Origin of the sequence: Hymenobacter bucti (assembly GCF_042681145.1) — a bacterium.
GTDB lineage: Bacteria > Bacteroidota > Bacteroidia > Cytophagales > Hymenobacteraceae > Hymenobacter > Hymenobacter bucti.
Genome location: NZ_JBHUFD010000003.1, coordinates 840,134 through 859,031 on the forward strand (window position 1 = coordinate 840,134; position 18,898 = coordinate 859,031).

At 61.9% G+C, this 18,898-nt stretch carries 16 protein-coding genes; 10 read left to right on the plus strand and 6 right to left on the minus strand.

All coding sequences use genetic code 11. The annotated features are described in order from the left end of the window. Positions 1-75: 75 nt before the first annotated feature. The 3 genes from ACFSDX_RS11220 to ACFSDX_RS11230 form a co-directional block, all read right to left on the minus strand. Positions 76-1,650, minus strand: coding sequence for a M28 family metallopeptidase (locus ACFSDX_RS11220; protein ID WP_382313496.1), 1,575 nt, complete (start codon positions 1,648-1,650; stop codon positions 76-78). A gap of 126 nt (positions 1,651-1,776) precedes the next feature. Continuing rightward, positions 1,777-2,211, minus strand: a complete 435-nt coding sequence (locus ACFSDX_RS11225) for a nucleoside deaminase (protein WP_382313498.1) — start codon at positions 2,209-2,211, stop codon at positions 1,777-1,779. Positions 2,212-2,627: 416 nt separating this feature from the next. Beyond that, a complete protein-coding gene (locus tag ACFSDX_RS11230; protein ID WP_382313499.1) occupies positions 2,628-3,560 on the minus strand; it encodes a polysaccharide deacetylase family protein in 933 nt (310 codons plus the stop codon). Positions 3,561-3,992: 432 nt separating this feature from the next. Here ACFSDX_RS11230 and dapA point away from each other — a divergent pair, with 432 nt between their 5' ends. From dapA to ACFSDX_RS11245, 3 genes are all read left to right on the plus strand, one after another. Beyond that, positions 3,993-4,856 (plus strand): 4-hydroxy-tetrahydrodipicolinate synthase, encoded by an 864-nt coding sequence (gene dapA / locus ACFSDX_RS11235; RefSeq protein WP_382313500.1) that lies wholly within the window; start codon positions 3,993-3,995, stop codon positions 4,854-4,856. Positions 4,857-4,937: 81 nt separating this feature from the next. Continuing rightward, positions 4,938-5,492 (plus strand): prolyl hydroxylase family protein, encoded by a 555-nt coding sequence (locus ACFSDX_RS11240; RefSeq protein ID WP_382313501.1) that lies wholly within the window; start codon positions 4,938-4,940, stop codon positions 5,490-5,492. 260 nt (positions 5,493-5,752) lie between these two features. Then, the gene (locus ACFSDX_RS11245) at positions 5,753-6,880 is read left to right on the plus strand and encodes an acyltransferase family protein (protein WP_382313502.1); all 1,128 of its coding nucleotides are present in this window, start codon (positions 5,753-5,755) and stop codon (positions 6,878-6,880) included. Between the two features lie 89 nt (positions 6,881-6,969). On the opposite strand, the gene ACFSDX_RS11250 is transcribed toward ACFSDX_RS11245, so the two are convergent. Beyond that, positions 6,970-7,896: a cation diffusion facilitator family transporter gene (locus tag ACFSDX_RS11250; RefSeq protein WP_382313503.1), complete on the minus strand. Its 927-nt coding sequence runs from the start codon at positions 7,894-7,896 to the stop codon at positions 6,970-6,972. Positions 7,897-8,168: 272 nt separating this feature from the next. On the opposite strand from ACFSDX_RS11250, the gene ACFSDX_RS11255 reads away from it, so the two are divergent. Continuing rightward, on the plus strand, positions 8,169-9,212 hold the full coding sequence (locus tag ACFSDX_RS11255) for an LLM class flavin-dependent oxidoreductase (protein WP_382313505.1): 1,044 nt from the start codon (positions 8,169-8,171) through the stop codon (positions 9,210-9,212). Between the two features lie 102 nt (positions 9,213-9,314). Here ACFSDX_RS11255 and ACFSDX_RS11260 read toward each other — a convergent pair whose 3' ends face one another. Next, positions 9,315-10,094 carry a (Fe-S)-binding protein gene (locus ACFSDX_RS11260; RefSeq protein ID WP_382313506.1) on the minus strand — a complete coding sequence of 260 codons (780 nt, stop codon included), beginning with the start codon at positions 10,092-10,094 and terminating at the stop codon, positions 9,315-9,317. 187 nt (positions 10,095-10,281) lie between these two features. Here ACFSDX_RS11260 and ACFSDX_RS11265 point away from each other — a divergent pair, with 187 nt between their 5' ends. From ACFSDX_RS11265 to ACFSDX_RS11280, 4 genes are all read left to right on the plus strand, one after another. Next, on the plus strand, positions 10,282-11,700 hold the full coding sequence (locus ACFSDX_RS11265) for a glycoside hydrolase family 125 protein (RefSeq protein WP_382313507.1): 1,419 nt from the start codon (positions 10,282-10,284) through the stop codon (positions 11,698-11,700). Positions 11,701-11,742: 42 nt separating this feature from the next. Further along, complete coding sequence (locus ACFSDX_RS11270; RefSeq protein WP_382313509.1) at positions 11,743-11,991, plus strand: type II toxin-antitoxin system HicA family toxin; 249 nt, start codon at positions 11,743-11,745, stop codon at positions 11,989-11,991. A gap of 19 nt (positions 11,992-12,010) precedes the next feature. Further along, positions 12,011-12,352, plus strand: a complete 342-nt coding sequence (locus tag ACFSDX_RS11275; RefSeq protein WP_382313511.1) for a type II toxin-antitoxin system HicB family antitoxin — start codon at positions 12,011-12,013, stop codon at positions 12,350-12,352. Between the two features lie 113 nt (positions 12,353-12,465). After that, on the plus strand, positions 12,466-14,457 hold the full coding sequence (locus ACFSDX_RS11280) for an AAA domain-containing protein (RefSeq protein ID WP_382313512.1): 1,992 nt from the start codon (positions 12,466-12,468) through the stop codon (positions 14,455-14,457). Between the two features lie 147 nt (positions 14,458-14,604). On the opposite strand, the gene katG is transcribed toward ACFSDX_RS11280, so the two are convergent. Continuing rightward, positions 14,605-16,899: a catalase/peroxidase HPI gene (gene katG / locus ACFSDX_RS11285; protein ID WP_382313513.1), complete on the minus strand. Its 2,295-nt coding sequence runs from the start codon at positions 16,897-16,899 to the stop codon at positions 14,605-14,607. 518 nt (positions 16,900-17,417) lie between these two features. Here katG and ACFSDX_RS11290 point away from each other — a divergent pair. Both ACFSDX_RS11290 and rpiA read left to right on the plus strand, forming a co-directional pair. Further along, positions 17,418-17,933, plus strand: coding sequence for an FKBP-type peptidyl-prolyl cis-trans isomerase (locus ACFSDX_RS11290; protein WP_382313514.1), 516 nt, complete (start codon positions 17,418-17,420; stop codon positions 17,931-17,933). Positions 17,934-18,092: 159 nt separating this feature from the next. Next, positions 18,093-18,833 carry a ribose-5-phosphate isomerase RpiA gene (gene rpiA / locus ACFSDX_RS11295; RefSeq protein ID WP_382313515.1) on the plus strand — a complete coding sequence of 247 codons (741 nt, stop codon included), beginning with the start codon at positions 18,093-18,095 and terminating at the stop codon, positions 18,831-18,833. Positions 18,834-18,898 lie beyond the last annotated feature (65 nt).

The window sequence follows — 18,898 nt, forward strand, 5'->3', positions numbered from 1 at the left end:
CACAAGGCGCCAAAAGGCCCCGCCGAATTAGATTCGGCGGGGCCTTTTTCTACTCCTAGGTTGCTACGTAGCTCCCTACTGCGGCTTTACCGCCGCTGGCAGCGGCTTGCGGGGCAGTTTTTCGTCGCGCATGGCGGCGTTGTACACGAAGGAGGCCACTACTACCGAGGCCTGCTTGAGGTCGTCGGCCACGAGGCGGTCGTAGGTGTCCTGGTTGGAGTGGTGAGTGCGGGCGAAGTAGTCGAGCCCGTCCTGAATGAACTGGAAACCGGGCAGGCCCACCGCGTCGAAGGCCACGTGGTCGGTGCTGCCGGTGTTGCGCGAGGTCACGGTAGTGGCCCCTAGGTCGGCAAAGGGCTGGAGCCAGGCTGTGAAGATGGGCTTCACGGCCTCGTTGCCCTGAGCGTAGATACCGCGGATTTTGCCAGCCCCGTTATCGAGGTTGAAGTAAGCGGCCAGCTTCTCGTGGTCGGGCTTGAGCTGCATAGTGGCGGGGTCGGCAAAGTGGTTTTTCACGTAGTTGCGCGAGCCGTGCAGGCCCTCCTCCTCCTCGCCCCAGAGCGCAATGCGGATGGTGCGGCGCGGCTTCAAGCCACTGGCTTTCAGGATGCGCACGGCCTCCATCATCACGGCGCAGCCGGCGGCGTTGTCGGTGGCCCCGGTGGCCGAGTGCCACGAGTCGAGGTGGCCGCCGAGCATCACTACTTCGCTCTTCAGCTTCTTGTCGGTACCCGGTATTTCGGCCACCACGTTGTAGCCTTTCAGGTCCTGAGTCTGGAAATGGGTTTTGGTTTCCATCTCAATCTCGACCGGAATGCCCGCCTCGGCCAGCCGGATGAGGCGCAGCTGGTCCTCGCTCGACATTTCGAGCTCGGGCAGCACGGGCTTGGCATCGGCGGCGTAGGGCGCGCCGTTGGTGGTGAACACGGTACCGTCGGTGCCACGGCCGGCGCTGAGCACGGCGGCGGCGCCCTCGCTCAGCAGCATGGCGCCGATTTTGGTGCGCATTTCGCGCTGGGCGCGCACGGTGGCCATGCGCTCGGCCATGGCGGGGTCGGGCGGGCGGTTGGCCGCCGTGGTGGGCGTGCTGGCGGGCGCATCGGCCATTTTCTGCAAGTCCTCGGCGCTGAGGCGCTTGGCATCGGGCTCAAAGTTGGGCTGCAACGGGGCGGCCACGGGCAGCAGTACTATTTTGTCGCGCAGCTGGCCTTTGTACTTGTCTAGGTCGGCTTCGGTGGTGGCTTTCACCATCACCACTTGCTTGCGCAATGCGCCGGGCGTGCTGGGCGTCCAGGCCTTGGGGACGCCTATCATAGCGTGGTAGTAGGGCGCCGTCATGGCCACGTAGCTCTTGTCGATGTCCCAGCCGCGGCCAAAGTCGCCCCAGGGCTCCACGTTGGCGTTGGCGAGGCCGTACTCGGTGAGGCGCTTTTTGGTCCAGGCGTTGGCGCGGGTCAGTCCTTCGGAGCCGGCCAGGCGCGGCCCGCACACGTCGGTGAGGTAAAAGGCCGTTTCCATCACCTTGGAGCGGTTCATACCCTCATCTTTGATTTTAGCCAGAACGGCGGGGTCGGTTATTTCGACCTTCTGGGCCAGGGCCGGGGCGGCCAGCAGGCCGGCAGCGGCCAACGCGAGGAGCTGTTTTTGCATAAAAAGCGGGGAGCGGTTTGGTGGAGAAAAAGCTAAGCGGATTCCGGGACTGGAATGGACAAAAAAACGGGCGACCCGTTGCGTGGGTCGCCCGTTTTCGCTGGCCTTTACGAGCTGCGGTGCGCTTTACAGCTCCATAATGTCCTCGTTCCAGAGCGTGGGCTCGGCCTCGATGAACTCCTGCATCATGGCCACGCACTCCTCCGAGTCCAAAATGACGACCTCCACGCCGTGGCTTTCTAGAAATTCTTTCGACTCGCCGAAGGTGCGCGCCTCGCCCACCACCACTTTCGGAATCTTGAACTGCACGATGGTGCCGGCGCACATGTAGCAGGGCATCAAGGTAGTATAGAGCACCGTGTCGCGGTAGGTGCGCTGGCGGCCGGCGTTGCGCAGGGCGTCCATCTCGCCGTGGGCGATGGGGTCGCGCTCCTGCACGCGCTTGTTGTGGCCGCGCGATACGAGCTTGCCGTCACGCACCAGCACCGAGCCGATGGGAATGCCGCCCTGCTGCCGCCCTAGGCGCGCTTCGTCGATGGCGGCTTGCATAAATTCGTCCATAAAAATCAGTTACTATTGATTGGGAGCAAAGCTACCATATACGGGTATAGCTTCCTGAGCGAAGGTCAGCCTCTTAGATTTATTTAATTATTTTACTAGCAATCAAGGCTATAAGCACAACGCTCAGTAGCATTATTGCCCCGAGTAGTAACAACACTACCCACGTATAGGGCGTGCGCCAGGGCGCCGCAAGTAGCCGAGCGCTTGTTACTACTGAGGCTACTACCACGAAAAGCGGCAGCGTTGCCAGCGTATTAGTAAGGACGAAATACGTGTTGTGCAGCTGAATATCCAGCGGATTATGCAAGAAAGTTCGGTAGCCCACCAGGAAGCCCAGCAGCAGAAACGATACGCCATAGCAGCCTATTAGCCACAGGGCTTCGTAAGCAATTGCTTTGCGGCGCATAAGTACTTACCTAAAAGCTTTGCACAATGCTGTTGTGCAGGGTGCGCGGCGACCAGTAGCCACTGGCAATGATGCGCCGAATAGTGAAAAGCGGGTCTTGCTGGTCGCGCTTTTCGGCCAGCGAGAAGGCAGCGGCGAAGCCACGCTGTTTCAGCTCGGGAAAAGCCTGCGGGTTCCAGAGGCCGAAGGGATACGCGAAGTACTTGATTTTCTTGCCCGTAATCTCTTCCAGTGTTTTGGTGGGCTTGTCGATTTGAGTGACCCAGTCCTGGCCCTGGTATTTTTTCACGTTGTGGTGGTCCCAGGTGTGCGAGCCAATGAGGTTGCCTTGGTCGGACAGCTGCTTCACCATGTCCTTGGTCATGTAGTGCGGGCGACCTAGGCTCACGGTCATCACGAAGTACACGGCCTTGTAGCCGTACTTGTCCAGCTCGGGCCGCGCGATGGTGAACTGGTCAAGGTCCGTATCGTCGAAGGTGAGCATGATGGGCTTGCTCGGCAGCTTAGCGCCGGTGGTGAGGTAGGCATAGAGCTGGTCGGGCAAGATGGTGTGGTAGCCCGAGTCAGCCAGCATCTTTACCTGGGCCTTGAAGGCGGCCACGGGCACAATGTAGTCCTTGGCACTGCGCGAGTCGCGGCCGGTCCAATCCCGAATCTGGTGGTAGCACAGGATGGGCACCTGCGGCCGGGCATAAATAGCGGCGGCATCGTTGACCTTGGCGGCCGGGATGGTGCCAGGGTCGGGCGCGGGGGCCGCGTTGGCTTCGTCGGTGGCCACGGCGGCAGCCCCAGAGGTGGGCGCGGCTTCGGGCGTTTTGAGGGCGGCGGCGGCTTCGGCCGAGGGCGCGGTCCGGGCTTCGCCGGTGGTGGCCGTTTTCGTGTCGCAAGCCGCTAGGCTCAGCGCCGCCAGCAGCGTAGCGGCGGCCGGGAACAAATTTTTCAAGTAAGCAAAACTAAAAATAGCCGACGGATACGTCGGCCAGTCAACGACTAGGTACGGGCCAAAACCTACCGGGCCAGCCGGGCGATTTTGGGTAATAAAGGGACTTACTACAACTATTCCACTACCAGCCGCCAAGACTAGCCAACGAGCGCAAATCTAGCCGCAAACGGGCGCTTTCGCAGTTTACAACTTGCCTTGAGACCCTAGGACTTTCCCAGCGCCAGGGCGGGGCCGGGCAGTAGCGGGGCCGTTTTAGCAGAACAGCAACTGCTTGCCTTCAAATAAGCTCGAGCTAACCCAGCCGCCAAGCCGAGCTTTTTTTCTCTCGCCCGCAGGGGCGGCCCAGGCTAAATGGCGCCCTACTTCGGCGGGCACGGCGGCGGCGGCGTTTCTAGCTGGTAACTTCGCGCAAAAAACAACTTTCTGTCGCGAATGAACATCTTACACGGCACCGGCGTGGCCCTGGTGACGCCCTTCACCCCCACCCACCAGGTAGACTACGCCGGCTGGCGCAACTTGCTCGATTTCAACCTGACGGGCGGCGTCGAGTACCTGGTTATCAATGGCACCACGGGCGAGTCGCCGACCACCACGGCCGCCGAAAAAGCCGAGCTGCTGCGCATCGCCAAGGAGCACGTGGCGGGCCGCGTGCCGCTAGTGTACGGTATTGGCAGCAACGACACCGCCGCCGCCGAAGCCCTGTTGCACAGCACTGACTTAGAGGGCATCACGGCCATCCTGTCGGCCAGCCCGGCCTACAACAAGCCCAGCCAGGCCGGCATCGTAGCGCACTACCAGCGCCTAGCCGACGCCGCGCCCCGGCCCCTGCTGCTCTACAACGTGCCCGGCCGCACCGGCTCTAATATGAGCGCCGACACTACGCTCAAGCTGGCCGAGCACCCCAACATTATCGGCATCAAGGAAGCCAGCGGCAACCTGGAGCAGTGCCTCGCTATTCTGGCCCGCAAGCCCGCCGATTTCCTCTTTTTGAGCGGCGATGATATGCTGACGGTGCCGCTCATTGCTTGCGGGGCCGTGGGCATTATTACCGTCCTAGGTAATGCTTTCCCGCAGAAATTCAGCGACATGACCCGCGCCGCGCTGGCCGGCGACTTTACCCGGGCGCAGCAGCTACTGTTCGGCTTCGTGCCCCTCAACCCGCTCATGTACGAGGAGGGCAACCCCGTGGGCGTGAAGGCCGCGCTGGCCCTGCAAGGCGTGTGCGGCGCCGATGTGCGCCTGCCGCTGGTGCCCGCCAGCGAGGGCCTGACCGCCCGCATCAAGGCGCTGCTGTAGACGCCCGCTTCGGCTTTTTAGTAAATCCCCGCTACTCGCCGCTTGGCCGGGCAGCGGGGATTTACTATTTTTGCCAACGCTATGAAATTGACCAAGCTAACTGACTCTATTGTTACGGTTGAAGACTTCTTTACCCGTCAGGAATGCCTCGATACCATCGTGCGTAGCGAGGGTATTGGCTACGAGCTTGCCAAGGTGAATACGGCTAGCGGCAGCCGGGTAAAAACCGATGTACGCAACAACAGCCGTGCGTTTTATAGAAGCGAGGAGTTGGCTCAGGCGCTGTGGGAAAAAATTCAGCCGTTTGTACCAACGCCGCTTGGCAATAGCACAGCTATCGGCCTCAACGAGCTATTTCGCTTTTATCGCTACCAGCGCGGCCACCAGTTTAAGGGCCACTACGACGAGAGCTATGTACGCAACGAGCGGGAGGCCAGCTACTTCACCTTTATGGTGTATCTGAACGATAACTTCCAGGGTGGTGATACTGCCTTTCGGGGGCTGCGCATTCAGCCTCGGCAGGGCATGGCACTCCTTTTTCGGCACAGCCTCTACCACGAGGGCAGCGAGGTCACGCAAGGCGTGAAGTACGTGCTGCGCTCGGATGTAATGTACCGCACCGAAACGCCCGCGTAGCCCGCCCTAGGTACTCAGCGGGCCCCTAGGCAACGCAAGGGCGGAGTTGAAGACTGCGCCCCGCAGGGTCGGCCACGGCCAGCTTTTGTGGGCTAGCCAACCAGCACGCTACCTCCTCTGCTCCTGAATGGAGTATTGGCCTGGGCCGCCCACCGGCCGCCCCTGTGCCGGTAGTTGCGCCAGCGGCCCAACTGCCGGCACAGGGGCGGCGCCTAGGTTCCGCCCGCATCTGATTTTACTCCCGCCTTTCTTTGCTACTTATGCCCCGGCATCTCGAAAGAATAAATGTGCTGCGCGGCGTGGCCATTATGCTGGTTTTCAGCTACCATTCGCTGCTGGCTATTTTCGGCTCCTACGAAATTCTGGATTTCGGCCCTACCTGGCTCTGGCTGGACTTTGCCCGCTTCGCGCCCAACCGAATTCTGATAAGTATGACACCCTGGGGCATGGGCGCGCAGGGCGTAACGCTGTTTTTGGTAATTTCCGGCTTCCTTATTCACTGGGGTTTTCTGAAAAGCGGGGCCACGTTTCGGCTCAGCGAGTTCTTCAGCAAGCGCTTTTGGCGCATCTACCCGCCCTACCTGGTGGCGGTGCTGGTGTTCAGCCTCAGCCTGGGCACCGGTGGCCCACTCAGCCTGCTCACCCACCTCACGCTCACCCACAACCTCACCGACCGCACGTTCACCACCATCAACCCCTCGTTTTGGTCGCTAGCCCTCGAAGCGCAGCTCTACGTGCTTTACCCGGTTTTTTTGCTGCTGCGCCGCCGGCTGGGCATCGGCAAAACCACGCTGGCCATTGGGGCGCTCGCGGTGCTTACCCTGGCGCTGGAAGTCATATTCCAGCCGCGCATTCTGGCCGTGTGGCTTTCGCCGCCCAACCTCTGGTTTGTGTGGGCCGCGGGCGCTTACCTGGGCGAGCAGTTTTACCACGGCAAGCGCATTTTTACGCGCAGCCCCGCTTACCTGGTGGGTATGTACGTCTTGCTGAGCCTCTCAACGGTCACCATAGTGTACCCCATACTGGGCCGGCTGCTCTTTAGCCTGTTCTTTATCTGCCTGATGGACTGGTACCTGCACCGCGCCGCGCCGGCTACCACGGCGGTGGGCGAGGCCCTGTTCAGGCTCGCGGCCCGGGTGGGGGTGTATAGCTACAGCATCTACCTCTTTCACCAACCCTTTCTGTACCAAATTATTCATTTTCTGACTTCCAGGTATCAGCACCGAGTCGTTGACGCCCTAGCGATACTGGGGGCGTTTGCCTTGTTTTTCGGCCTCGCGCACTTCACCTACCACTGGCTGGAGGTACCGTCCGTCCGCTGGGGCAAAACGCTGTATGCGCGGTGGCGGCAGGCCCCGGCCGCCACCGCCCCCGCGCTGAACAGTTAGGCTCAAAACGGAATAGGGACGCAAGCTTTTGCGTCCCTATTCCGTTTTAACAAATTAATCACTAGCAACTTATCACTACCCACCAACTGTCAGGCTGCCCGCTGCTCGGGGGCAAACGACTCGGCTTCCACAAAAATGCGCTTGAACTCGGGGTGCTTGGCGCGGATGGCTTTTTCGAGCCGGCCCACGGCGTCTTCCACCTGCTGGGCCGAGAGGTCTTGCTGAAAGCGCACGTCGAGGGCCAGAAATGCATCGGCCGGCCCTAGGTACATCGAGAGCGGCGGGCGCAGGCTGCGCACGGCGGGGTCGGCGGCGGCTAGCGCTTGCAGGCTGGCCAGGGTGGCGGCATCCACGCCTTCGCCCACTAGCAGGCCGCGAGTTTCTTTGAGCATGAACACGGCCATGCCGATGAGCAGCAGGCCAATGGCGATGGACGCGCTGCCGTCGAGATAAGGATTATGGAGCAAGTGGCCGAAGTACACGCCCCCTAGGGCAATCACCAAGCCTACCAGCGCGGCCAGGTCTTCGAGCAGAATGGCGTACACGGCCGGGTCGCGGCTGGCACGCAGGGCCTGCCAGAAGCCGGCGTCGCCGCGCGTTTTGTTGAACTCGCGGAAGGCCAGCGAGCAGGCAATCCCCTCAAACACGATGGCCAAGCCCAATACCCAGTAGTTCCAGGTGGGGTCGCTGAGCGGGGCGGGGTTTTTGAGGTGTATCCAGCCTTCGTAGAACGAGACGCCGCCGCCCACCGCGAAGATGAGCACGGCCACTATCACCGTCCAGAAATATAACTCCTTGCCGTGGCCAAACGGGTGCTCGGCATCGGCCGGGCGGGCACTGCGCGATAGGCCCAGCAGTATCAGCAGTCCGTTGCCGCTGTCTACCAGCGAGTGAATGCCCTCGGCAAGCATGGCCGCGCTGCCCGTAAAAAACGCCGCCGTGAACTTGGCCACGGCAATAGCCAAGTTGGCCCCAATGGCACCGTACACTACTACTTTGGAAGAACCGCCGGCCATACTATCCTGATGAACTTTGAATGAACCGGTGGTACGCAAGTAGCCCCTAGGGGTTGTAGCAGGAGCGCGAAGCACTGCTCGGCGCATCGTTGCGGAGCTTGGGTAGCCGCGGCGCTTCGCGCTACTACCGCACCAATTGGTTTCGCGCAATCATTTTGGGCGCTCGCTTGTTTTATAGACTCCTGCTGGCTCAGCAGCCCAGAAAAACGTACTTCACGCAACCGTTATCTGCGCAGACCCGGCCTAGGTGGCCGTCCAGCGCTTTTATTACTATGCAAGCAGAATCCACCTCCCAGGTAGCCTTTTCCGTGCTGGATTTGGCCGCCGTGGCCCAGGGCAACACCCCGGCCGATACCTTCCGCAACAGCCTCGCCTTGGCGCAGCACGTCGAGAAGCTGGGCTACACCCGCTTCTGGCTGAGCGAGCACCACAATATGGCGGGCGTGGCTAGCTCGGCCCCGCCGGTACTCATTGGTTACATTGCGGGCGGCACCACCACGCTGCGGGTAGGCTCGGGCGGCATTATGCTGCCCAACCACGCCCCACTGGTGGTGGCCGAGCAGCTCGGCACGCTGGCCTCGCTCTACCCCGGCCGCATCGACCTAGGGCTGGGCCGCGCGCCCGGCACCGACCAAACCACGGCCCGCGCCATCCGGGGCGCGCGCTTCGGCCAGGAGCCCGATTTTCGGCGCGATATTCAGCAGCTCCAGACCTATTTTTCGGCGGCCAACTACACCAGCGCGGTGCGTGCCATTCCGGGCGAGGGGCTCGATATTCCGATTTACATCCTGGGCTCCAGCACCGACAGCGCCTACCTGGCGGCGGCCATGGGCCTGCCCTACGCCTTTGCCAGCCACTTTGCGCCCGGCCAGCTGCTAACGGCGCTCAACATCTACCGCCAAAATTTCCGGCCCTCGGCTACGCTGGCCGCGCCCTACGTCATCACGTGCGTAAACGTGATAGCCGCCGACACCGACGCCGAGGCCGACTACCTGTCCACCACCCTCAAGCAGATGATGCTGGGCGTGGTCACGGGTCAGCGGCAGCTCATGCAGCCGCCCGTCCGGGACATGAGCCAGCTCTGGTCGCCCGACGTGGAGCAGTACGTGATGCAGATGCTGGCCGCGTCCTTTATCGGCAGCAAAGCCACGCTGCAAGACGACTTAGGCGCCTTCCTGGCCCAAACGCAGGCCAATGAGATTATGGCTACCAGCCACGTTTTCAACCCCGAAGCCCGCCTGCATTCCTACGAGCTGCTGGCTGATGTGATGCAGGTAATTGGTCAGCCGCAGGCGGCTGAGCAGTTAGTGGCATAGCCTTGTGGCTGGTCTATAAATAAACAAAAACCTCGTCCGTCATGCTTCGATTTCACTCAGCATGACGGACGAGGTTTTTGTTCACCCAATTTAGAATCAAGGCTACCAGCCGCTGGCCAGCACATCGGCGATGTGCAGGGTCTTGATGGCCAGCTTTTCGCGCCGGATATAGGCCTCCAGGTGCATGAGGCAGCTCACGTCGGTGCTCACCAGGTAGTCGGCGCCGGTGGCGAGGGCGTGCTCGACTTTTTGCTGGGCCATGGCCACCGAAATAGACTCAAACTTGACGGCGAAGGTGCCACCGAAGCCGCAGCAGGTGGTGGTTTCGGCCATTTCGAGCCGTTCGAGGCCGGCCACGCCATCGAGCAGCTGGCGCGGGGCCGCCCGGATGCCGCACTCGCGCAGCGCCGAGCACGAGTCGTGGTAGGTGTAGCGGCCGGCCAGCTGGGCCTGCGGAATAGCCGTGATACCCAGCACATCAACCAGAAACTCGGTCAGCTCGTAGGTGCGCTGCTGCACGGCGCCGCAGCGCGGGGCTTCGGGCGTGCCCGCAAACAGGTGCGAGTACGCATTGCGCACCATGCCCACGCACGAGGCCGAGGGGCTGACCACGTAGCGCGGCGCGCCGGCCGGCGCCCCAAAATCGGTCAGAAACTTGGCGGCGATGTCGCGGCTTTCGGCTTTGTAGCCGGCATTATAGGCGGGCTGCCCGCAGCAGGTTTGGGCAGGGTTGTAGTGGACCTGGCAGCCCACCGCTTCAAGCACCTTCACCATGTTGAGGGCCGTGTGCGGGTAGAGCTGGTCGACAAAGCACGGAATAAAAATATCGACGATGGGCGCGGCCGAAGGCATGGGTAGGTGCTGGAAACGTGAGGCGACCACGGCCGCTGAAACACAAATAAAAACCCCACCGCCCAGATTACCCGGTAGGCCGCGCCGCCGCGCCACCCCACGCAGCATTTTGGCGAGCACGCGGGCGCAGGCGCGAGCCGGAAAGGCCCCTAGGGCGGCCTTCGCCGGCCGCTGGCGCGCAGCCCCGCATCTTTGGGCTTTCTTTCCATTTCTGCCAATGAACCGCCGGGCTTTTGTGAGAGGCACGGGCCTGCTGGCCGCCAGCCCTTTTTTCAGTCGCCCGGGCCGGGCCGCCGCGCCGGGCTTTCCGGTGGTGCGGCCGGCGGTGGGCCAGCGCCGCTTCCGGAGCCGGGCAGTGGAAGCGGCCCTCACGGAGTTTGGCCGCCAGGTGCCCGATGCCGAGCTGAGCTGGCTGCTGGGCAATTGCCTGCCCAACGCCCTCGACACCACCGTGACGCCCGGCACCCGCGGCGGCCGGCCCGATACCTACGTGGGCACCCGCGGCGCGACCGACGCCATGGGGCTGCGCGAGAGTGCGGCTCAGGTGTGGCCCTACCTGGCTTTTGTGAAGCAAGATGCGCCCCTGCGCCAGCTGGTGGCGGGCATCATCAACCGCCACACGCGCTGCATTTTACTCGACCCTTACGCCAACGCTTTTTACAACGACCCTGCCCAGGTGGGCGCGGGGCCGCCCGACCGCCCCGCCCCGCCGCCCGGCGTGCACGAGCGCAAGTGGGCCATCGACTCGCTCTGCTACCCCATCCGCCTGGCCTACCACTACTGGAAAACCACCGGCGACGAGCAGCCCTTCGACGCGCAATGGCGCCAAGCCATCGCCCTCACGGTGAGTACCTTTCGGGAGCAGCAGCGCAAAACCGGGCCGGGCCCCTACCGCTTTCAGCGCGCCACCGCCAACGCCGCCGACACCCAGCCCCTAGGTGGCGCCGGCTACCCCGTGCGGCCGGTGGGGCTCATCGCCTCGGCCTTCCGGCCCAGCGGCGAGGCCACGCGCCTGCCCTTTTTGGTACCCAGCAACTTCTTTGCCGTAGCCAGCCTACGCCAAGCTGCGCTGATGCTCAACGACATTCACCACGACGGCGCGGCCTACCAGGACCTGATGGCCCTGGCCGACGAAGTGGCCGTGGCCCTGCGCACCCACGCCATCGTCACGCATCCGGTGCACGGCCGCGTCTACACCTACGAGGTCGATGGCTACGGCGGCCACGCCCTCCTCGACGAGGCCAGCGTGCCCAGCCTGCTGGCCCTCCCCTACCTAGGCGCCATCCCCCTCAACGACCCCGTGTACCAGAACACGCGCCGGCTCGTGCTCTCGGCTGATAACCCGTTCTTTTACCGAGGCCAAGCGGCCGAAGGCATCGGCAGCCCGCGCACGGGGCCCGGCCTGATTTGGCCCCTCAGCGTCATCATGCGCGGCCTCACCAGCACCAACGAGGCCGAGATAAGGGCCTGCGTGCAGATGCTGAAAACTACGCACGCGGGCACCGGCTACCCGCCCGAGTCCTTTCACCAGGACGACCCTAGGCAGTACACCCGCGCCGGATCTGCGGAGGCCAACTCGCTGCTGGGCGAATTTTTGTGGAAGGTGTATCAGGAGCGGCCGGCGCTGCTGGGGTAATCTACACTATCTTCGGCAACTAAATTTTAGGTGCATCAGTTTATGTCTCAGCTTGACAAGCTTAAAGCCCGGATTTGTGCCAAGCCCAAAGATTTTATGTGGGATGAGCTGGTGAAGCTACTGGCCGCTTACGGCTTCGAATCGCTGACGAAAGGCAAGACGGCAGGTAGTCGCCGTCAGTTTTATAATCTGGCCACGCAAGTGGCCATTAGCTTGCACAAGCCGCATCCTGGCAATATTTTGAAGGAATACCAGCTCAAAGAAATCATCGTGTTGCTCGGTATTTGTTAATTATTCGCTCTTATCACTCATGGAGAACGCACTCATTTACAAAGGCTATGTCGGCTCAGTGCAGTACAACGCGACCGATGAAGTATTTCACGGCAAAATCGAAGCTATCACCGACCTAGTTACGTTCGAAGCCGATTCGGCCAAGCAGCTGCGCCCCGAGTTTGAGCAAGCGGTGGATGATTACCTAGCCCTGTGCGCGGCCATCGGCAAAGAGCCCAGTAAAACCTTCACCGGTAGCTTCAACGTGCGCCTTGGCCCCGAGCTGCACCGCAAAGCAGCGATGGTTTCAACGGGCCGGGGCATTAGCCTCAACCAGCTAGTCAGTCAGGCCGTCAGCCAGTTTGTGGCGCAGGCTGACTAAATCAATAGGAAGACGCAAAACGGCTTAAATCTAAGCCACATTTTACCCGGCCTTCGGCCACTCATTTCTCGTTTTCGTTGTTAGCAATTACAACGAAATCAATCCGCCTTATTTTGTCCGATACCGTTTCCCCCTACGCCGAGCCCTACGCCATTGAGAAGGAGCTGCGCCGCGTGCAGGCCATGCTCAAGCTAGAGCAACAAGAAGATCTAGAGCAGTTTAAGCTTAAAAACGCCAAAGCCAGCATTCAGGAGCGCCAGCAGCGCGGCCTGACCTGGTACCCCGTCACGATTACGCAGGAAGATATCGGCTTTGGCGGCAAGGTGGTGCTGGAGCTGGAGCGGCCCGCCGGGCAGCAAGGGCTGCACCTGTTTCAGGTGGGTAAAAATGCTTCTTTATTTGGCAATATTCCGGGCCGCGCGGCCACCGACCGGCCCACGCTGAGCGGCGTTATCACGAGCGTGCGGCGCAATAAATTGCTGCTGGCCACCACCAAGGAAGACCTGCCCGACTGGGTGCACGAAGGTGGCAAGCTGGGCATCGACCTCACCTTCGATGAGGTGAGCTACCGCGAGATGGACTACGCCCTGGGCAAGGTGATGGGCGCCTACGGCGACCGCCTGGCCGACCTGCGCGACATCCTGCTCGGGGCCAAGCCTGCCCGCTTCCGCAACGAGAAAGCCGACGACCTCTTCTACCCCAGCCCACTCAACGAGAGCCAGGTGGCGGCCGTACGCCACGTGCAAGCTGCGCAGGATGTGGCCATTATCCACGGCCCGCCCGGCACCGGCAAGACCACCACGCTGGTGCAGGCCATTCTGGAAACCATCCGGCGCGAGCGGCGCGTACTGGTGTGCGCACCCAGCAACACGGCCGTGGATTTGCTGACCGAAAAGCTGGCCGAGCGCGGCGTCAACGTCATTCGGATGGGTAACCCCAGCCGGGTGAGCGACTTGCTTTTGGAACACACCCTCGATGCCCAGGTGATGGCCCACAAGCGCTACGGCGAGCTGCGCTCGCTGCGCCAGACCGCCGAGCAGTACCGCGAAGAAGCCAGCAAGCACACCCGCACCTTTGGCTGGGAAGAGCGCGAACAGCGCCGCCATCTCAAGGAAGAAGCCAAGGCTATGCACCAAGAGGCTGATGGGCTGGAACGATACATCACCGAGGACTTGCTGGAGCAGGTGCAGGTAATTACCTGCACGCTGGTGGGCGCGAGCAACCGCAATATCCGCCACCTCACCTACGAAACGGTCTTCATCGATGAGGCCGCCCAGGCCCTGGAGCCGGGCTGCTGGATTCCGATTGCCAAGGCCCAGCGCGTGGTGCTGGCCGGCGACCACCAGCAGCTGCCGCCCACCGTGAAGAGCGAAAAGGCGGTGAAAGAAGGCCTGCGCGAAACGCTGTTTGAGAAGTGCATCAAGCGCCAGCCCGACGTGAGCCGCATGCTGACCGTGCAGTACCGTATGCACGAGCAAATTATGGAGTTTAGCTCGGAGCAGTTTTACGAAGGCCGCCTTTTGGCCGCGCCAACCGTGGCGCACGTGGGCCTGGAAGCGTACGACCTACGCTTTGCCCCCGACCTGCCGGTGGAGTTTCTGGACACGGCGGGCTTCGGCTTTCTGGAAATCACCATCCCCGAAAGCCGCTCCACGGCCAACCCGGAGGAAGCGGATTTACTACTAAAAAGGCTGGCCCAGTTGCTGGAGCCCTACGACGCAGCCGACCACGAGGACGACCCGCTCAGCATCGGCGTTATCGCGCCCTACCGTGCCCAGATTAACTACCTCAAGGATGCGGTGGAGGAAAACGACGAGCTCAGCGGCCTCATGCTGCACCGCCAGTTGAGCGTGGGCACCGTAGACTCGTTTCAGGGTCAGGAGCGCGACATTATTGCTATCTCGCTCACGCGCAGTAACTCGCACGGCGAAATTGGCTTCTTGTCCGACATTCGCCGCATGAACGTAGGCATGACCCGCGCCCGCAAGAAGCTGCTGCTCGTGGGCGACTCCAGCACCCTAGGGTCGCACCCGTTCTACAAAGCTTTCCTCGAATACGTGGAGCGGGTGGGCGGCTACCGCACCGCTTGGGAATTGCAGGATTAAGGCTAAGCCAAACGACAACACGAAAAAAAAGTCGTTGCGGCACCACCCTAGGGCGGTGCCGCAACGACCTTTTTTCGTCAGCTTATACTGAGTAGACGAGCAATTCACCCCCGCTGGCAATGGCTAGCCAGCGGGGGCTATCTTATGCTAGGCTTTCACTTTCACGTCGTAGCGGTCCAGCATCATCACCTTGTCCCAGGCCTTCACGAAGGCTTTCACAAAGCGCTTGTGGCCGTCGCTGCCGGCGTACACTTCCGCCACGGCGCGCAAGTGGCTGTTGGAACCGAACACGAGGTCGGCGCGGGTGGCCGTGTAGCGGGTTTCGCCGGTGTGGCGGTCGTTGAGCGTGAGGGTCAGGCCCTGCGCGTCAGCTTTCTTCCACTCCAGGTCGGTGCTGGTGAGCACGGTGAAGAAGTCGTTGGTCAGCACGCCCTCGCGGTCGGTGAAAACGCCGTGCTTGGAGCCGTCGTGATTGGCGTTCATAGCGCGTAGGCCGCCCACCAGCGCCGTCCACTCGGGGGCGGTGAGCGCGAGCAGGTGCGCCTTGTCGAGGAACATTTCCTCCGGGGCCACGCCCTGCGAAATCTCGTTGAAGCCTTCGTCGAGGTAGTTACGGAAGCCATCGGCCACAGGCTTTAGCCACGTGAACATCTCAATGTCGGTGAGTTCCTGCGTCGTGTCGCGGCGGCCCGGCGTGAAGGGCACCTCAATCGGAGCACCCGCGTCGGCGGCGGCTTTCTCCAGCGCGGCGCAGCCACCTAGGACAATGAGGTCGGCGAGCGATACTTTTTTGCCGCCCGCGGCCTGGCCATTGAATTTCTCCTGCACCGGGCGCAGCGCCGCGATGACGGGCACCGTGCGGCGGTTCACCGCCCAGTCTTTTTGCGGGGCCAGCGCGAGGCGGCCACCGTTGGCGCCGCCGCGCTTGTCGCTGTGGCGGTGCGTCACGGCCGCCGAAAAGGCCGTGTACACTAAGTCAGAAGGCGAGATGCCCAGGCCCAGAATCTCTTGCTTCAGCGCCGCCACGTCGGCCGCGTCGATGCTGGCGTAGTCGGCCACCGGAATGGGGTCCTGCCACAGCAAGTCGTTTTCGTTGACCTTTTCAGGACCTAGGTATCGTTCGCGCGGGCCCATGTCGCGGTGGGTCAATTTATACCACGCCTTCGAGAAAGCCTGGGTAAATGCCTCAAAATCGCTCAGAAATTTCTCGCATACCTTGCGGTACTCGGGGTCAAGTTTCAGGGCGATATCGGTCGTCATCATCATGAGACCGTGCATCTTACCGGGAATGTGGGCGTCGGGCGTCTTGGGCGCATTCTCGTCCACGGGCGTCCATTGCAGCGCGCCGGCCGGGCTTTTGGTCTGCTTCCAGTCAAACTTGAACAGGTTGGTCAGGTAGTCGTTGTCCCACTGCGTGGGGTTGGGCGTCCAGCTGCCCTCAATGCCGTTGGTCATCGTGTTTTCGGCGTTGCCCGAGCCCCGGGGATTGTGCCAGCCCAAGCCCATGAGTTCCATCGGCGCGATTTCGGGCGGCATGCCAATTTCGGCGGCCGGCACCATGCCGTGGCTTTTGCCGAAGGCGTGGCCGCCGGCAATGAGAGCTACGGTTTCCTCGTCGTTCATGGCCATCCGCGTGAACGTGGTCCGAATGTCGCGCGCCGAGCCCAGCGGGTCACCGTTGGCGTAAGGGCCTTCGGGGTTTACGTAAATCAGGGCCTGGTGCGAGGCGGCCAGCGGGTTTTCGAGGTCGTAGTTGGCGTCGCCGTTCTGGCCGCGCCAGCGCTTGTCGCGGTTCACCATCTCGTCGGGCGATTTGGCCTTCGACAAGTCGTGTATCACCTCGGGGCCCCAGTAGGTGGCGTTGTCGGCCTCCCAGGCATCGTGGCGGCCACCGGCGAAGCCGTAGGTCGGGAAGCCCATGATTTCGAGCGCGCAGTTGCCGGTCAGCACAATCAGGTCGGCCCAGGAAAGGGCGCTGCCGTATTTCTGCTTAATGGGCCACAATAGGCGGCGCGACTTGTCGGTGTTGCCGTTGTCCCACCAGCTGTTAATCGGGGCGAAGCGCTGCAACGCCTCGCCCGCGCCGCCGCGCCCGTCGGCGATGCGGTAGGTGCCGGCCGAGTGCCAGGCCATGCGTATCATCTGCGGGCCATAGTTGCCATAGTCCGAAGGCCACCAGTCTACCGACGAGGTCAGGAAACCTTTGATTTCCTGCTTTAGCGCTTCCAGGTCAATCTTATTGAATTCCTCGGCATAGTTGAAATCCTCGCCGAGCGGGTTGGCCTGCGGGCCGTTCTGATGCAGCTGCTCCACCTTCAGGCGGTTGGGGTACCAGTCCGAAAGGGCGGGCGGCGTGCCGTCCACCCCACCGATGCGGTCGCCGCCGAAGGGGCACTTACCGAGCATCTCGAAGGTGGCGGTATTAGTCTTGTCGTGACTCATGTTCAGCATGATGGTCTTCTCTAAAATGGGAGTTATTAAAAAATCAGGTCTTATTGTAGGCTCGTAGGCGGTTGTATAGCCGGCTGCTTTTTTTGATTTTGCAGCGCTGGAAGGGGCTTTTCGCGTGTTTGTTTTCGTCCAGTATTCTCGCCTCGTCCGCTTTTTGCGCCTAGGTATGCCCTTGCTCAAGCTGCCGGGTCAGGCGCTGGTAGCAAAGCAAAACGGCTAGTGTCGCCAGCAAGCTAGCCCCCCTTCCCATGACTGACCAGTTTAGGTGAATGCTTGGCCATAAAATCAATAAGGAGAATACTAACCGAAACAGCAGCGGCTGGGAGGCTGACCTAGAACGAAAAACGCCCCTCAATGCTGCCCGAGCGGTCTTAATATTGTCTTAAATTTTTAGCATCGCCTGCTTGAGCTTAACGCTTAGCACGACCGTAATGTTTGGCGAGCCCGTTATTCGGTTGGCGCGCGGGCCGTTCCTACCTTTGTTCAAAACCAACCCACCCCTTCTCCTCATGGCTACCGTTGCCCAAAACTCCGTCGTAACCCTCACCTACGACCTCTCCGTCACCGACGAAAACCAACAAAAAGTACTGGTCGAGCAAGCCGAATCGGACGAGCCGATGGTGTTCCTATTTGGCCACAGCGGCCTGCCCGAAGAGTTTGAGCACCAGCTCAATGGCAAAAACTCTGGCGACGCGTTCAGCTTCTCGCTCACCCCCGAGCAGGCCTACGGCGACTACGACCAGCAGGCCGTAGTGCAGATTCCGAAGCAGGTATTTGAGATTGATGGCAAGGTCGATGACCAGATGCTGGAGGTCGGCAACTACCTGCCCATGGCCGACAACGAAGGCAACCACATGCAAGCCAAAGTGATAGAGGTCGGCGACGAAATGGTGACCATGGACTTCAACCACCCGCTGGCCGGCATGGTCATGCACTTCGATGGCCAAGTAGTGGAGGTGCGCCCCGCCACCGCCGAAGAGCTCAGCCACGGCCACGTGCACGGCGACGGCGGCCACCAGCACTAAGCAGCGGCTTAATAGTATTTTGATGTAGGGTGCGGGGCTTGCCCCCGCCCGGCGTTGCTGGGAAATGTGTTTTCAACGCGCATTCTCAGCAGCGCCGGGCGGGGGCAAGCCCCGCACCCTACTAGTTTTGCAGCCGGCCTATTCACCTACCCTCTTCCCATGACTCCAGCCCCCACCCTACAAGACCAAGAAAAACAGCTTGCCGCCGCCGCCGCCCTGCGCTGGGTGCGCGATGGCATGCTGCTGGGCCTGGGCACCGGCAGCACCTCAGCCCAATTCATCATTCAGCTGGGGGCGGCCGTACAAAATGGCCTAAAGGTGCAGGGCACGGCCACGTCGCTGGCCAGCGAGGCGCTGGCGCGCCAGTTGGGCATTCCGCTGCTCGAGCCCCGGCGCGGCCTGCGCTTTGACCTAGCCGTGGACGGGGCCGACGAGCTCGACCACCAGTTGCGCCTCATCAAAGGTGGCGGGGGTGCCCTACTGCGCGAAAAAACGCTGGAAACGGCTTCTGACTATCTGCTCGTGATAGCCGACTCGTCGAAGCTGGTGCCCACGCTCGGCCGCTTTCCGCTGCCGCTCGAAGTGGTGCCTTTTACCCTGCCTTGGGTACTCGATGCGGTGGCAAAGCTGGGCGGCGCCCCCGTGGTGCGCCCCGCCGTGGGCGACCCCAGCACGCCCTATTTCACCGACCAGCGCAACCATATAGTGGACTGCCACTTCGGCCAGATAGCCGACCCCGAGCAGCTAGCCCGGCAGCTAGAGCAGATACCCGGCATCGTGGAGCACGGCCTGTTCCTGGGGCTCGCCAAGGCGGCCATCGTGATACAAGGCGGCCAGCCGATGGTGCTCAAGCCCGGTGAGGCGGCCCGGCCCGCCAGCGAGTTTACGGCGCTGCCCTAGGTTGCTTGCAGCGAAGCCCGGAGCCCTTGCTGCCACTGGCCTCTGGCTGCGTAACGTCACAAAAA